Origin of the sequence: Shewanella sp. SM101 (assembly GCF_025654465.1) — a bacterium.
GTDB classification, from domain to species: Bacteria; Pseudomonadota; Gammaproteobacteria; order Enterobacterales; family Shewanellaceae; genus Shewanella; species Shewanella oncorhynchi.
On sequence record NZ_JAKKRH010000002.1, the window covers coordinates 154,236 to 168,454 of the forward strand.

The following is a 14,219-nucleotide window of genomic DNA, read 5'->3' on the forward strand; positions in this document are numbered from 1 at the left end:
AGGGATATCTCATGTTCAAGACTCAAATTTCAACATCAGCCTTGCTAGTGGCATCAGCGCTGGCATCTACCATCAGTGCCAGCGTTTTTGCAGCGACGCCCGGTAAACCGACTTTAGGTTGGGGCGAAACTAAGTTCGCTATTATTGAAGTGAATCAAGCGGCTACCGCTTACAATCAATTAGTTACGGTGAAAGATGCCGCCGATGTCTCCGTTAGTTGGAACCTTTGGAGTGGCGATGTGGGCAATAGAGCCCAAGTGTTACTCAACGGCAATGTAGTTTGGGAAGGCCCATCTGGCGCGTCGGGAACCGCTAACTTTAAGGTGAACAAGGGCGGCCGTTATCAGATGCAAGTACAACTGTGTAACAGCGATGGCTGTACGGCGAGTGATGCTAAACAAATCCTCGTGGCTGATACCGACGGCAGCCATTTAGTGCCACTCAATGCTCCCCTAAAAGAAAACAACCGTCCCTATGCTAATAAATCAGGCAAAGTGGTGGGCGGTTACTTTGTCGAATGGGGCGTATACGGTCGTAAATTCCCGGTCGATAAGATACCTGCGCAAAACTTAACCCATATTTTATATGGCTTTACCCCAATTTGTGGTGGTGATGGAATCAATGATAGCTTGAAAGAAATCGAAGGCAGTTTCGAAGCGTTGCAACGTGCCTGTAGTGGTCGTGGTGATTTTAAAGTTGCGATTCACGATCCTTGGGCAGCGATTCAAATACCGCAGGCGGGAGTGAGTGAGCATTCAGATCCTTACAAAGGTAACTTCGGTCAATTGATGGCACTTAAGCAAGCACATCCAGATTTGAAGATTTTACCTTCGGTCGGTGGTTGGACCCTCTCGGACCCCTTCTTTTTCTTCGGTGATAAAACCAAGCGCGATATCTTTGTCGCTTCGGTGAAAGAGTTTCTACAGACATGGAAATTCTTCGATGGCGTAGATATCGACTGGGAATTTCCAGGGGGGAATGGCGCTAACCCAAATTTAGGTAATGCCAATGACGGTGAAACCTATGTGACTCTGATGCGTGAACTGCGGGCAATGCTTGATGAACTAAGCGCCGAAACGGGTCGTACCTATGAGCTGACCTCTGCTATTAGCGCAGGTGACGATAAAATTCAAAAAGTCGATTATCAGGCTGCTCAGCAGTACATGGATTACATCTTCTTGATGAGTTACGACTTTAATGGTGGTTGGACTAATACTGAACTCGGCCATCAAACCAATCTGTATGAAGCGAGTTGGGATCCTAATACTCGTTACACCACAGCTAATGGCGTTAATGCGCTGTTAGGCCAAGGTGTGACCCCAGGGAAAATTGTGGTCGGTGCCGCTATGTATGGCCGCGGCTGGACAGGTGTGAATGGCTACAGTGGTAATAATCCTTTCACGGGGACGGCAACGGGCAAAGTAAAAGGTACTTGGGAAGCTGGTGTGGTGGATTATCGTCAGATAGCGAACGATTACATGGGAAGTGGTTGGACTTACAGCTATGACGAAACGGCCGAGGCGCCATCTTTGTTCAAGGCATCTACTGGCGATTTAATCACTTTCGATGATGCTCGTTCAGTTAAAGCCAAGGGGCAATATGTGCTTTCTAATCAACTTGGTGGGCTTTTTGCGTGGGAACTTGATGCCGATAATGGTGACATTCTGAATGCCATGCACGAAGGTTTAGGTCATGGTGAAGGCACCACTCCGCCAGTGAATAAAGCGCCCATTGCCAATGCTGGCGTGGATGTGAATGTCACAGGTCCCGCCGATGTGACGCTCAATGGTAGCGGTTCGCGCGATCCTGAAAACGCTGCCTTAAGCTATCTCTGGACTCAAGTCTCTGGGCCAAGTGTTGCCATCGCGAATGCAGATATGGCGAATGCGACTATTCAACTGGGAGCAACCCAAACCGATGTCGCCTATGGTTTTAGCCTTAAAGTCACCGATCCTGAAGGGCTATTTGCCAGCGATACTGTGCTGGTGAGGAACAAGGCTGATACGCCTAATCAAGCACCTGTGGTGAGTGTGGCTGCCACTGCAACAGTGGAAGCGGGTAAAACCGTCAGTATAGTAGCGAGTGCCTCCGATGCAGATGGTGATGCCTTAACCTACGCTTGGACTGTGCCCGCAGGCGTGTCGGCAACCGGGCAAAATAGTGCCACGTTAGTCGTTACTGGCCCCAATGTTACCGAAGCGACTCGCTATGGTTTGAGCGTGCTGGTTTCCGATGGTGCCTTAGATGCAAGTGCATCGACGAATCTGACTGTGACGCCAAAAGTGGTCGGTGGTGGTTGCGATGCAACCGATCCCAATGCCGGTAACTATCCTGCTTGGCAAACCAGTGTGGTATACAACACGGGTAATACTGTGAGTCATAGTCAGTTGGTATGGAAAGCAAAGTATTGGACTCAGGGCAATACGCCATCTCGCACCGCAGACCAATGGCAGCTACTCAGCCAAGTTGATCTCGGTTGGGATGCGGGTGTGGTGTATAACGGCGGTCAAACTACTCGCTATAACGGTCGTGTTTGGAAGGCGAGTTACTGGACTAAAGGTGATGTACCGGGTGTTGCAGCAGTATGGGTTGATATTGGCGCGGCAACCTGCCAGTAATCATCCAACATTTTGATATTATTGGTTAAAAAATAAAGCCCTGCGAAGATTCAGGGCTTTTTTCTTTATTAAGCGTTAGGTTTTTTATGAATACAGCCGAATGCGTTAAGACAGACTCATTGAAGACTGATTTAATCAATCTTAAGCAGTTCCACATCAAAAATTAACACAGAACCACCACCAATCTTGCCCGTGCTACGGTTACCGTAGGCGAGTTCACTGGGAATAAAAAACCGCATTTTATCGCCAACAACCATAAGTTGTACGCCCTCGGTCCAACCTTTAATCACCCGATTAAGCGGAAATGCGATGGGTTCGCCGCGATCAACCGAACTGTCAAACACAGTACCGTCAATCAAAGTGCTGTTTGTAATGCAACTACAGTTTGGTGAATGATACTTTTTCGACTAATTAATTGGCTTTCACAGTATTATAAAAAGTTGTTCAAGAATGCTTTTCCTAGTAGTTTCATCCACTTTTTTCAGAGCTTCGAATGCTTCTTGAATATTGTGATCAATCACGCGTGTGCGCGTGTCATCAACAACTTCGTATATACGCCTAGCTTTTGCCGACGAGTGAGAGTGTAGGTAAGCAGAGATCCCATTTTCTTTTTTGAAGACCTCAATGTGAAATTCATCAGTGGCCGCTAAATATTCATACCATTTATCGTAATCTTGGATATTTGGAAGTTCAGTAACATTTGTAATGATGAACTGACATGACTCAAAATACTCATACATCCACCCTAAAAAGCTTTCTGCTAAAGCTTTTAATTCAACTTCACTAATTATTTCCTCAGCATGCTCTGCATCGGTTGAACGAAGCAGTATCTTGATTAACTCTTCAGATTTTTTTGATGCAATAGTAAGGTCATCTATTAACTTATTAGTTGTTTTGGCATGGTCATTTCTTGTTCTTTCTGCAAGCAAGTCATACATCATTCCAGCCCATTGTTTTTTTAGGTAACTTTCCATATCAGAAAAATTATTGAATGCAACTAAGGCATTGTTAAGACTGTTTTTTCTTACTTCATCGATGAAACCAAAAATTTTGATGTTATCGATACTTGTGTATGCGATTTTTTCGTAAAAATCAGGGTTACTTTTTTTGTTTGAAAGATAGGTGTGATGGTCTGAGTAGACTGCACTCTCGACTAAAGCGAAAATTGGGATCTTATTTTTGACTGCTTCTCGATATTCATTGTTGGTGATAGAGCCTTCTTTGTCTTTATGTTCACCACCGTAGCGGCCGCCAATGATCAAGATAAACAATTGGCAAGTGGCTACTTCACTAAGACAAGCATCATGTGTATGCGCATCTACACTGTAGTAAACATCGCCATCGTCAGATAGAACAGGCTCATAACCTATAGTTTTAACAAAGTATTTCAGATTTTCTCTGATGTGTTTTAAGTCGTAACAGGTGGAGCTGATGAATACTCTGGGAATGGCCAATGTGCAATCCTTTACCGCTGAAGTCTAAAAATATCGAGGGGATTAGGGTTATGTTTAAACTATTGGCGAGAGGTGTCAACAATTGTTTGAAGTGAATAAGAGCTAAGTGACTTATAGCACAGGGTAAATTGATAAATTATCCGTTCGGATTAACTTATTAAGTAAAATGGAAAAGCCTCCGTGGAGATTGGAGGCTTTCATCTATAGAACAAACATTTAGTTTATCTTAAGCAGTTCCACATCAAATATTAGCAATGACCCGCCACTAATTTTACCTGCGCTGCGGTTCCCGTAGGCAAGCTCACTCGGAATATAAAAACGGAATTTGTCACCTACAGTCATTAGCTGTAAGCCTTCAGTCCACCCCTTAATTACGCGATTAAGTGGAAACGCTATGGGTTCGCCGCGCTCTATTGAACTATCGAACACAATTCCGTCAATTTTCGTGCCATGGTAATGGACTGTCACTGTATCGCTGGCTTTAGGATGAACAGTGCCATCGCCCTGAGTTAATACTTGATATTGCAAACCTGAAGCTGTGGTGATCACACCTTCTTTGGTTTTGTTTTGTGTTAAAAACTCATTGCCTAAACGGATATTTTCTTGGGCGGCTTTTTGGCCGTTCATCGAGGTAAAGAAGTAAAAAATCACCCCAGCAATCACCACAACGGCAAGTAACATTTTCATATAAAGAGCACCTTAGTTAATTTTTGCCATATTATCAGTTTTTTAGCATCAGATGCTATCGGCACTCGCGTGTGCGTTGAGCGGGATATCTGGTGCTACCAGTTCAAACCGTTAAAAACTCCCTCAAGACTTTATCCTGTTTTAGAGATCGCTTAATCTGTGGGCTTAAGGCTCAATAAAAATTCAATAAAAACAAATAAGAACTAGGGCGTGTTGACGTTTTAGTTCAGATAATAAACAAGGAAAGTCTATGTTAAACAAAGCGGCAAAACCTCTGGTCAAACTCGTTGACCGATATTTACCCGATCCTTATATTTTCGTGCTTTTACTTACCTTAGTTGTATTAATTGCTGCTGTGGTTGCCGAACATAAAACCCCGCTGGAAGTCATCAATTATTGGGGTGATGGCTTTTGGACTCTGTTAAGTTTTTCGATGCAGATGCTGTTAGTGCTGGTGGCAGGATTTATGTTGGCAAGCTCGCCGCCGATTAAAAAGCTGCTCGATGCCATTGCTGGATTGGCTAAGTCGGCACCACAAGCCATTATTTTAGTGACTTTGGTGTCACTGGCCGCCAGTTGGATTAACTGGGGTTTTGGGCTAGTGGTGGGCGCGTTATTTGCCAAAGCCTTAGCTCGTAAAGTGAAAGTGGATTATCGATTGTTGGTAGCCAGCGCCTATTCCGGCTTTGTGGTTTGGCATGGTGGGCTTGCGGGTTCGATCCCATTAACCATAGCGACGGCGGGGCATTTCTCTGAATCGCAAATCGGTATCATCCCCACCAGTGACACCATTTTCGCGAGTTATAATTTATTGTTAGTGGCAATTCTGTTTGTGGTCATGCCCTTAGTGAATCGCTTTATGTTGCCTGAAGATAAGGACAGTGTTTATGTTGACCCAAGCGCCCTTGATGACAAAGACGCTGAACTTGATTCTTCGGCGTTAGAGCTTAACTCTGCAAATATGAGCGAGCGTCAGCCTGAAAGCCGTCCTGCGGATAAGTTAGAAAATAGCTGTTTACTCGGCTGGAGCGTCGGTGGCGCTGGGCTTGTATACTTAGGTTATTACTTTTGGGTGCAGGGCGGCAGCTTAAACCTCAATTTAGTGAACTTCTTATTCCTGTTCCTCGCCATCCTTTTACATCAAACACCACGCAGTTTATTAACCAGCTTGAATGAGGCCATTAAGGGCGGCGCAGGTATTGTTATCCAATTTCCCTTTTATGCGGGCATTATGGCTGTGATGGTGCAGTCGGGTTTAGCCCAAAGTATTTCGGAAGGTTTTGTGGCCATCGCTAGCGCCGAGAGCCTGCCATTTTGGAGCTTTATCAGTGCAGGAATTGTGAATATTTTTGTACCATCGGGAGGTGGCCAATGGGCCGTGCAGGCGCCGATTATGTTACCCGCCGCACAAGCTTTAGGTGCTGATGTCGCTCGGGTCGCAATGGCCGTTGCTTGGGGAGATGCGTGGACTAACTTGATTCAACCTTTCTGGGCACTGCCCGTGCTGGCGATTGCAGGCTTAAAAGCGCGGGATATTATGGGCTTTTGTTTAATGCAATTGATGATCACAGGCGTGATTATCAGTATCGCGTTGAGTTGGTTCTAAAGGCAAAGTGACAGCCAATTTTGTATTTTAGAGAAAGTGTAGGGCAATTTAAAATTGCCCTTTTTTATTGGCGATGAATGATTAAAACCACTTTTGTGGGTATTGCCGGCGACAAACTAAGTTGTGATACAGCCAACCAAAAGCCAGAATGAGCGCAACACCACTGGCGACGGGCATATACAGAAAATCCCAGTGCTGCGCCGTGAGCATAACGACCAGAGGATTCGCTCCCGCTGGTGGATGCACAGTATGGGTTAGCATCATCACCGCTATGCCTAATCCGACCGCAAGCCCTAAGGCTAGCGGGGAGACTCCTAAAGTATTTAGAATGATCAGTCCAACCAAACTCGTGAGTAAGTGGCCGCAGAGAATGTTTCTCGGTTGAGCGAGTGGACTTTCTGGCAAGGCAAACAACAACACCATAGTGGCACCAAAGGGGGCCATCAACCAAATGGTTTGCGGTGTTAGCTGTTCAAGCGTCGCTAAACTACTGATACACAACGTGGCTCCACACCCTGCGAGCAAGGCCATCTTTAGATTCTGTGGATTGATTCTTTGCATCTTCTCTCCTATTAATGGCTTGTGTTAAGCCCTTATTTTGATAATGAATTGTGGACTTGAATGCTCAGAAAACCATCGCTGCTAACATGCTGTGGTGTTCCGTGTTCATTCTTGATTTCACTATTAACTTAATTTAGTTACCTAAGTAGACAGATTTGTCTGCCTATGTGAATGTTCTCACGGGTAGACTGACTTGTCTACTCGTGAGAAGATAGTACTCATATTTGTTAGCTAAAATTTGCTAACGAATGTTTACCAAAGAAGAGGAATGAGTTGATGCAGGGCACTGAGATTCAGACAGGTACGCCATCGGATAAACGGCAGCAATTGGTCACTACCGCATTTAAACTGTTTTATTTTCAAAGTGTGCATGGGGTGGGGATTAACCAGATTTTGCAGGAATCGGCGATCGCCAAAAAGACCCTGTACCACCACTTTGCCAGTAAAGATGAGTTAGTTGAAGCCGTGGTTCGCTATCGTGATGAGGTATTTTATCAATGGCTTAGCGAGCGAGTGAACGCATTGCCAGCGGGACGGGAGGGCATTGGTGGGTTATTTATCGCGCTCGATGATTGGTTTAATCAAAGAGTGCCGCAACTGTGTGAGTTTCGCGGCTGTTTTTTTATCAATGTCAGCGCCGAATTTACTGAGCCGAGTCATCCAGTGCACCAACTCTGCGCCCTGCATAAACTGCGAGTGGCGAGTTTAATTGAACAGCAAGTATCGGCATTGGGCTTGCCAGAAGCCAAGACCCAATTTCTCGTTGCAGCAATAGGTTTACTCAAAGAGGGTGCGATAGTGTCGGCACAATTAAAAGGTGACACTCAGTCAGCACTGTTGGCGTTGTCTGTGGTTGAGCAGTTGATCGATGCCGCGACTCATGCTGCTTAGAGTACCACCCTTAGATAGCGATTCTTAGATAAGGCGCCTCATATAAAAGCCCTTACATAAGAGCATTAGATAAACATATCTACGGCGCTGGTTTTTATGCCATAACCCAGCACGGCTAAGTTAGCGACAACGGTGATCCAAAAGACGTTTCTAAATGAGGCTTTAACGGACTTGTGTCTTAACAGGTTTTGGGCAAATAGAGCGCCGGGCCAACCGCCCATGAGGGCGAGCAGATGTAATGTGCTTTCTTTAGTGCGCCATTTATTACGTTTAGCGGCGGATTTATCGATGGCATAGGCGATAAAGGTGAGCAGGCTTAGTGTGAGGTACATGCCCGCAATCCCGACTGGCAGCATATGTTGCTGCGCTGCGCCGATTAAGCCAGCAAGAAAAATCACCACCAATAACAGCGGCATAAGGCTTGAGCCTGAAGCGGCTGTATTGGATTTTTGAGCGCGGCCGCTTTGTGCTCGACTCTTTTGAGAACGATTGGTTTGAGGTGAAACGCTGTTGCCCGTTTTGGTAGTTTTTTTGTTCGTCATTATCTGGTATCAATCTCGTGTCAGTGTTTTTAAGCTTGCTTGTGTTCTTGTGATGCCGTGTATTTTTTAAATGTGAGGTGGCGCCACAGTTTCTCCAGCGGCCCTTGCTTGAAATAGCGTAAGTACAGGCTGGCTAACAGTAATTGTACTACTGAATAAACCAGCGCCATGGCCATGTATCCCCATCTATCTAAGCTCAATAGCAATTCGGGAGCTAAGTGTCTAAACACTAACACGCCAACGATGGATTGCAGAATATAGAGACTAAACGCGAGTTTGCCAACATTTTGCAGCGGAGTCAGTATATTAGGATTATTCTGGCAAACCTTAACTATAATGTGGATGTAAATCAGCGCTATAGGAATAGCACTTAGCATGATTAACACATCTGAAAACGCAACGAGAATAGTATTTTTCGTTAAACCTAAGATGGTATCAAGCAGTGATAGCGTTACGCTTGCCAGCACTAACTTTACCAGTACCGATTTGCTAAAACCCCGCTCAAAAGTCCCCTGTTGATACAAGGCCATGCCGAGCAACATCAAGCCAGCTGTAAACCACATTATGGTAAAAGGGATCACCAGTGCCATATAGCCAACTTGCATCAATTGCAGTAATAGTTGGTCGGCATAGCCAGAGGTCCATGCACTGTATTGCTCTGCAAATAGACTCGATTCTCGAGTGAAAGGTTCATCGCTTCCAGTAAGGCTAACCAGCGTGATGATAACTAAGGCGCTTAAAATAAAAATATTCGCTTTGCGCTTAAGGGCTTCAACACTTAAATCTTTGTAACACAAAGCTAAAAATCCGCTGATGCCATAGGTGAATAAAATATCACCTGACCAAATAAAAATGCCGTGGAGTAGGCCAAATACAATTAACCATTTTAAACGTGATCGCAGTAGTGGGTAAGCTTCTAGGCCTTTGGCGCTAAATCGCTGATATTGAATAAAAAGCCCAACACCAAACAAGATGGAAAACAGACTGATAAAGCGTGCCTCGATGAAAAAGTTACTGAACACTTTGATAATGTGATCCGACAGCGGCTGTGTTTCATGGGGCGCATAGCCAAAAAAAGTAATGCCCATAAAATAGATATTCATAAAAAATATCCCCAACACGGCTAAGCCGCGAATAGCATCTAGGTTGGCATTACGCTGTGCGGGTATCGTCATTACAACAGGCTGCGTGGAGTCTGATCTTGACCAAGGGTCTTTAGGTAAGTTTGCTGACACGTTAGCTGAGTTCCTTTCGCTAGTAGACATGTTTCACTTTTCACTGGAATTTGGGAGGGCTAGCCTAGCAGGCGCTAGCCCCCAATGAAATACAGCCAACACAAAAAGTAAAATACAGGAAAGGTAGAAAGTGAAATAGCGCCAACGTAAAAAGTGAAATACAAAAAAGCAAAAACGGATTGAGAAGACTGTCGAACCATTACTCGCCGATATCTTCGTTCCAGAGTGTGGGATTACTGGCGATAAAGTCCTGCATCAATTGTTTGCACTCGGCATTATCGACCACAGTAACATCCACGCCGCGGGATTTTACATAGGCTTCTGGCCCTTGGAAGGTAGCGTTTTCACCGACGATGACTTTTGGTATGCCATAAAGTAATACTGCGCCGCTGCACATATCGCAGGGCGATAGGGTGGAATACAAGGTCGCCCTTTGGTACTCGGCGGCGCTAAATCGGCCGGCATTTTCGAGACAATCCATTTCGGCATGCAGTACTGAACTGCCTTTTTGTACCCGTTTATTGTGGCCGCGCCCGACGATTTTGCCATCGATCACTAATACCGAACCAATGGGGATGCCGCCCTCGGCGAGTCCTTGCTTAGCTTCTTCAATGGCTGCAGCTAAAAATTCATCCATCTTGATATCCTTAAAATATGAACCCTGAGTATTGAACTCAGCATAGCACTCGTTTGGGAGACAATCTAAATGGTTTTGATTTGTTGCTTCAATAAGTCCCTCAGGCTATCGAGAATTGGCAGCGAAGCCATTTCTGGCCGATAAATCAGGCAGATATCGGCGGAGATGGTTTGTTTTAACTTAATAAACTTTACCCTAGGCCAAGGTTGTGAAGCATAGCTTTGCGGCACTATGGATACCCTGTTATCGGCAGCGATGATGGCCATCAAGCTATTGGGCTCGACCATTTCCTGTACTACTTGCGGCATAAATTCTGCGGCCTGACAGCTGGCGATAATTAAATCGCTAGAGGCAGAATTGGCACGGCTGAGTAAGGTAAAAGGCTCATCTTTGAGTTCACTCAAGTCGATGCTTTTGCGTCTGGCTAAGGGATGCTTACTTGCCAGTGCTAACACCATAGGTTCGCTGGTGATGGTTTCGGCGAGAAGGTGCGGCAAATTTAAGGTATCGGCGTAGCGCACTAGGCCAAAATCGATTTCTTGATGTGCTAAGGCGACTTTTTGAGTTTCGGGTGATAACTCTTGAAATATCAGCTCATTATTAGGGCATTGCTTACGAAAGCTTTTCAGTATGTCACCAAATCCCATCCAAAACAGCGAGCTCATGATGCCAATCCGAATATGGTTTCTATCGAGTCGCCCAAGCTGAGCCACTTGTTCCAATGAGGTATTCACCAGCTCGAATATTTGCTCGCACTTCTCTCTTAACAATTGGCCATAGGGCGTGAGTTCGACCTGACGAGTGCTGCGGGTTAACAGGTCAACGCCAAGGAGCGATTCTAACTCTTTGATTTGTGCGCTCAGCGGAGATTTCGATAAATGCAGTTGCTCGGCGGCAGCGGTAAAGTTTTTCACTTCAGCCACTCGATGGAAATACCGTAGCATCTTCAAGGTGACGAGTTCAGGTGCGTTTATCTTGCTCATCTTAGGCTCATTATTTTCAGTTATTGTCATTTTTATCAGCACAATAGTGCGATTAATCGCGATTATTTGCAACCCTAAGCCCGCTTATACTGAGGGTCGTTTACTCTTTCATTCCTTTGCTATGAGGTACCTTGTATGAGCCATGATCCCGTTATTAATGCCCTTGCGACGATTCGAGCCCGTAAACCGAATTTCTCTCCCCGTGCTGCTATGATTTTGGGCTCAGGGCTTGGCGCGTTTGCCGATAATTTAGATAACAAAGTAGTGATCCCCTATGAAGAGTTAGACGGCTTTCCTGTGAGTACCGTCGTCGGTCATTCGGGAGAGCTCGTGCTCGGCAGCTTACATGGCATCGATATAGTGTGCATGAAAGGCCGCGGGCATTTTTACGAGCACCAAAGCATGAAGGTGATGACGACGCCTGTGCGTACTTTCAAACGTTTAGGGTGTGAATTGTTACTCGTGACTAACGCTGCGGGGTCATTACGGCCAGAGCGGATCGGCGTGGGATCATTAGTGATTTTCAGCGATCACATTAATACTATGCCGGGTACGCCCATGACGGGCGCAAATGATGATAACTACGGTCCACGCTTTTTTAGCCTAGCCAATGCTTATGATAAAAACCTGAGATCAGAAGCCTTAAGTGTCGCAAAAACCGCAGGCATTGAAGTGAATCAAGGGGTCTTTGTGTCTTACTCTGGCCCGTGTTTTGAAACCGCGGCTGAAATCCGCATGATGCAAATCATCGGTGGCGATGTAGTGGGAATGTCCGTGGTGCCAGAGGTGATTTCGGCGGCGCATTGTGGTTTGCCCGTGTTGGCTGTGTGCGCTATTACCAATATGGCAGAAGGATTGGGGGACGTGCAGTTATCCCATGAACAAACCTTAAAGTGTGCCAAGCTTGCTGAAGCCGACTTTATCCGTTTAATTGAGCGTTTTACTGCAAGCCATTTTGCTTAATATTTTGCATAACGGTGCAGCTATATTGCGATAGGGCTGGGATTTTAAAAGCTCGTATCTAACAGTTCGTACTTAAACGTGAGCGAGCAAGGCGCCGCGCAATTCAGTTCACCGAATGTTTTTGCGAAATACGGCTGAAGGTTAAAAAGTAAAGGGAGCAAAGCTCCCTTTTTAAATGCTGACATTAAGTGTAAGTCTTGATTCAAAGCGTTTATTTTTGCGGTTTTTCTGAAATCCACAATTTGATATGTCCTTTCACCACAACCACTCCTTGGGTGTCGTAGGCGGTGACGGGGACCAGCATATCGCCGGGAGTCCATTGCTCTGGGGTCACTTCGGCGACACATAAAATATCGCTGCCTGCTTTAGCCGTATAATCCAAACTCATGCCCTTAGGTATCCAACGTAAATGTTTTGGAATAGAGGCTTCGGCCATCACGCCCATGGCCATTTCTAGACCATTACAAATCGCAATCACATGCACAGTTTTTATATGATTATGAACGGCATGGCGTTTTTTAATTAAACAGGCGCAATGATTAAGGCGTAATTCAGTGATCAGTGGTTTGATGGTGCCGAAATAGGGCGCCATGCGTGAAACCATGATTGAAAACAGTTTTTGGCCGAAGGGATAACGGCGAGTTTTGTGGTAGAGCGCGAGCACTTTATTAGGTTTTTGTTCTGCAGTGCTAGAAGAGTCTGTCTGGCTCATGGTCATCCTTAATAATGGTGCAAAGGGGTGTTGTTATCTTGAGCCTGTTCCAAGTTGAGCTTGGGTTGCTCTGGTCGGATGAGTGTAACATTAGGATAACAACAAATACCAGTCGGCTTAATTAAGTAAACTTCATTTCGCGGTTTTAAGTGTAACACCGTATAATTGCGGCCAATTTGTCGTGTAGCGGCAATGGCATGTTGATTTAACTACAAGGACTCACAGTGAAATATTTGCTGACGTATTTTAAGGGAATGGCCATGGGCGCTGCTGATGTTGTGCCTGGCGTTTCGGGCGGCACCATCGCGTTTATTACGGGTATTCTCGATACTTTGCTCGATAGTGTAAAACGCATTAATCCTTCCCTTTGGGGCGTAATCAAGTCGCAGGGCATAAAAGGGGCATTTGCCCATATTAATGGTGGCTTTTTAGTGAGTCTGCTGGCGGGGATCCTGACCAGTATTTTTACCTTTGCTAAGCTGATTTCTTGGTTGTTGGCGGTACATCCCATCCCGATCTGGTCGTTCTTTTTTGGGCTTATTCTTATCTCTGTCGTGCATATGCTTAAGCAAGTGAGTGGTTTCACTGTGGCACGTTTAGGGTTATTTGCGCTTGGTGTGCTGGCTGCATGGGCGATTACAGTGCTGAATTCGGTCGCGGTAGAAGCCAGTTACATGAATATCTTTTTCGGCGGCGCGATTGCGATTTGCGCTATGGTATTGCCGGGAATTTCAGGCAGTTTCATCTTATTATTGTTAGGGTTATATCCTGTGGTCCTCGCTGCTGCTAAAAATATTCAGCTGGATATTTTGGCCTGTTTTGCTGCTGGTGCCGTGATGGGATTACTGACGTTCAGCCATTTATTGTCGGCGCTGCTGCGTAAATACCATGATGCCACTATCGTGTTTCTAACCGGATTAATGTTAGGTACCTTAGGTAAAATTTGGCCATGGAAAGAAATCTTAACTTGGCGGACCAACTCCCACGGCGAACAAGTACCTTTACTGGAGCAAAATATTTCCCCGCTTAATTTTGAGCAAGTAACGGGTCAGCCTTCACAACTGCTGTTCGCCATTGTGTGTATGTTAGCGGCGATTGCACTGGTTTGGGGGTTAGAGAAAGTGGGCAAAAGAGATTAACCCTTTGTTACCTCAACATCATATTCAATAAAAGCAGCGAGATACGCTGCTTTTATTTTTTTGCTCATATGCTCATCTTACTTGAATCAGGCCAGCTTTCGACTTTAGGGCAATGTCATTTTAGCCCTGTTTTGGTTACAATCACAGTTCACATTTAGCGTACTCAGTCGACGTTATGTTCCAGTTTAAAC

Annotated in this window: 13 protein-coding genes and 1 pseudogene; 5 read left to right on the forward strand and 9 right to left on the reverse strand. The window is 45.4% G+C overall.

Annotation, left to right across the window (positions count from 1 at the left end; all coding sequences use genetic code 11):
• The first annotated feature begins 11 nt into the window (after positions 1-11).
• A complete protein-coding gene (locus L5M38_RS01710; RefSeq protein ID WP_263178137.1) occupies positions 12-2,618 on the forward strand; it encodes a glycosyl hydrolase family 18 protein in 2,607 nt (868 codons plus the stop codon).
• Between the two features lie 131 nt (positions 2,619-2,749).
• Here the strand turns inward: L5M38_RS01710 and L5M38_RS01715 are convergent.
• From L5M38_RS01715 to L5M38_RS01725, 3 genes and pseudogenes are all read right to left on the reverse strand, one after another.
• Positions 2,750-2,986: pseudogene (locus L5M38_RS01715) on the reverse strand (FKBP-type peptidyl-prolyl cis-trans isomerase); the annotation flags it as partial.
• 54 nt (positions 2,987-3,040) lie between these two features.
• Positions 3,041-4,072 (reverse strand): DUF4062 domain-containing protein, encoded by a 1,032-nt coding sequence (locus L5M38_RS01720; RefSeq protein WP_263178139.1) that lies wholly within the window; start codon positions 4,070-4,072, stop codon positions 3,041-3,043.
• A gap of 216 nt (positions 4,073-4,288) precedes the next feature.
• Positions 4,289-4,759: an FKBP-type peptidyl-prolyl cis-trans isomerase gene (locus L5M38_RS01725; RefSeq protein WP_263178141.1), complete on the reverse strand. Its 471-nt coding sequence runs from the start codon at positions 4,757-4,759 to the stop codon at positions 4,289-4,291.
• A gap of 250 nt (positions 4,760-5,009) precedes the next feature.
• On the opposite strand from L5M38_RS01725, the gene L5M38_RS01730 reads away from it, so the two are divergent.
• A complete protein-coding gene (locus tag L5M38_RS01730) occupies positions 5,010-6,365 on the forward strand; it encodes a short-chain fatty acid transporter (RefSeq protein WP_263178142.1) in 1,356 nt (451 codons plus the stop codon).
• Between the two features lie 81 nt (positions 6,366-6,446).
• Here L5M38_RS01730 and L5M38_RS01735 read toward each other — a convergent pair whose 3' ends face one another.
• Entirely contained in the window at positions 6,447-6,926 is a 480-nt protein-coding gene (locus L5M38_RS01735; RefSeq protein WP_263178143.1) for an HPP family protein, read from the reverse strand.
• 276 nt (positions 6,927-7,202) lie between these two features.
• On the opposite strand from L5M38_RS01735, the gene L5M38_RS01740 reads away from it, so the two are divergent.
• Positions 7,203-7,817, forward strand: a complete 615-nt coding sequence (locus L5M38_RS01740; RefSeq protein WP_113939387.1) for a TetR/AcrR family transcriptional regulator — start codon at positions 7,203-7,205, stop codon at positions 7,815-7,817.
• 65 nt (positions 7,818-7,882) lie between these two features.
• Here L5M38_RS01740 and L5M38_RS01745 read toward each other — a convergent pair whose 3' ends face one another.
• The 4 genes from L5M38_RS01745 to L5M38_RS01760 all read right to left on the reverse strand — a co-directional run bounded on the left by L5M38_RS01745 (position 7,883) and on the right by L5M38_RS01760 (position 11,214).
• Positions 7,883-8,359, reverse strand: a complete 477-nt coding sequence (locus L5M38_RS01745; RefSeq protein ID WP_263178144.1) for a DUF1294 domain-containing protein — start codon at positions 8,357-8,359, stop codon at positions 7,883-7,885.
• Between the two features lie 29 nt (positions 8,360-8,388).
• On the reverse strand, positions 8,389-9,594 hold the full coding sequence (locus tag L5M38_RS01750) for a DUF418 domain-containing protein (protein WP_263178145.1): 1,206 nt from the start codon (positions 9,592-9,594) through the stop codon (positions 8,389-8,391).
• 199 nt (positions 9,595-9,793) lie between these two features.
• The gene (locus tag L5M38_RS01755) at positions 9,794-10,231 is read right to left on the reverse strand and encodes a nucleoside deaminase (RefSeq protein ID WP_028761325.1); all 438 of its coding nucleotides are present in this window, start codon (positions 10,229-10,231) and stop codon (positions 9,794-9,796) included.
• 65 nt (positions 10,232-10,296) lie between these two features.
• Complete coding sequence (locus L5M38_RS01760; RefSeq protein ID WP_263178146.1) at positions 10,297-11,214, reverse strand: LysR family transcriptional regulator; 918 nt, start codon at positions 11,212-11,214, stop codon at positions 10,297-10,299.
• 135 nt (positions 11,215-11,349) lie between these two features.
• Between L5M38_RS01760 and xapA the strand changes: the two genes are divergently transcribed.
• Entirely contained in the window at positions 11,350-12,177 is an 828-nt protein-coding gene (xapA, locus tag L5M38_RS01765) for a xanthosine phosphorylase (RefSeq protein WP_173497564.1), read from the forward strand.
• Positions 12,178-12,388: 211 nt separating this feature from the next.
• Here xapA and L5M38_RS01770 read toward each other — a convergent pair whose 3' ends face one another.
• Complete coding sequence (locus L5M38_RS01770) at positions 12,389-12,889, reverse strand: hotdog fold domain-containing protein (RefSeq protein WP_198573750.1); 501 nt, start codon at positions 12,887-12,889, stop codon at positions 12,389-12,391.
• A gap of 224 nt (positions 12,890-13,113) precedes the next feature.
• On the opposite strand from L5M38_RS01770, the gene L5M38_RS01775 reads away from it, so the two are divergent.
• Positions 13,114-14,028 carry a DUF368 domain-containing protein gene (locus tag L5M38_RS01775; RefSeq protein WP_263178147.1) on the forward strand — a complete coding sequence of 305 codons (915 nt, stop codon included), beginning with the start codon at positions 13,114-13,116 and terminating at the stop codon, positions 14,026-14,028.
• The last annotated feature ends 191 nt before the right edge of the window (positions 14,029-14,219 follow it).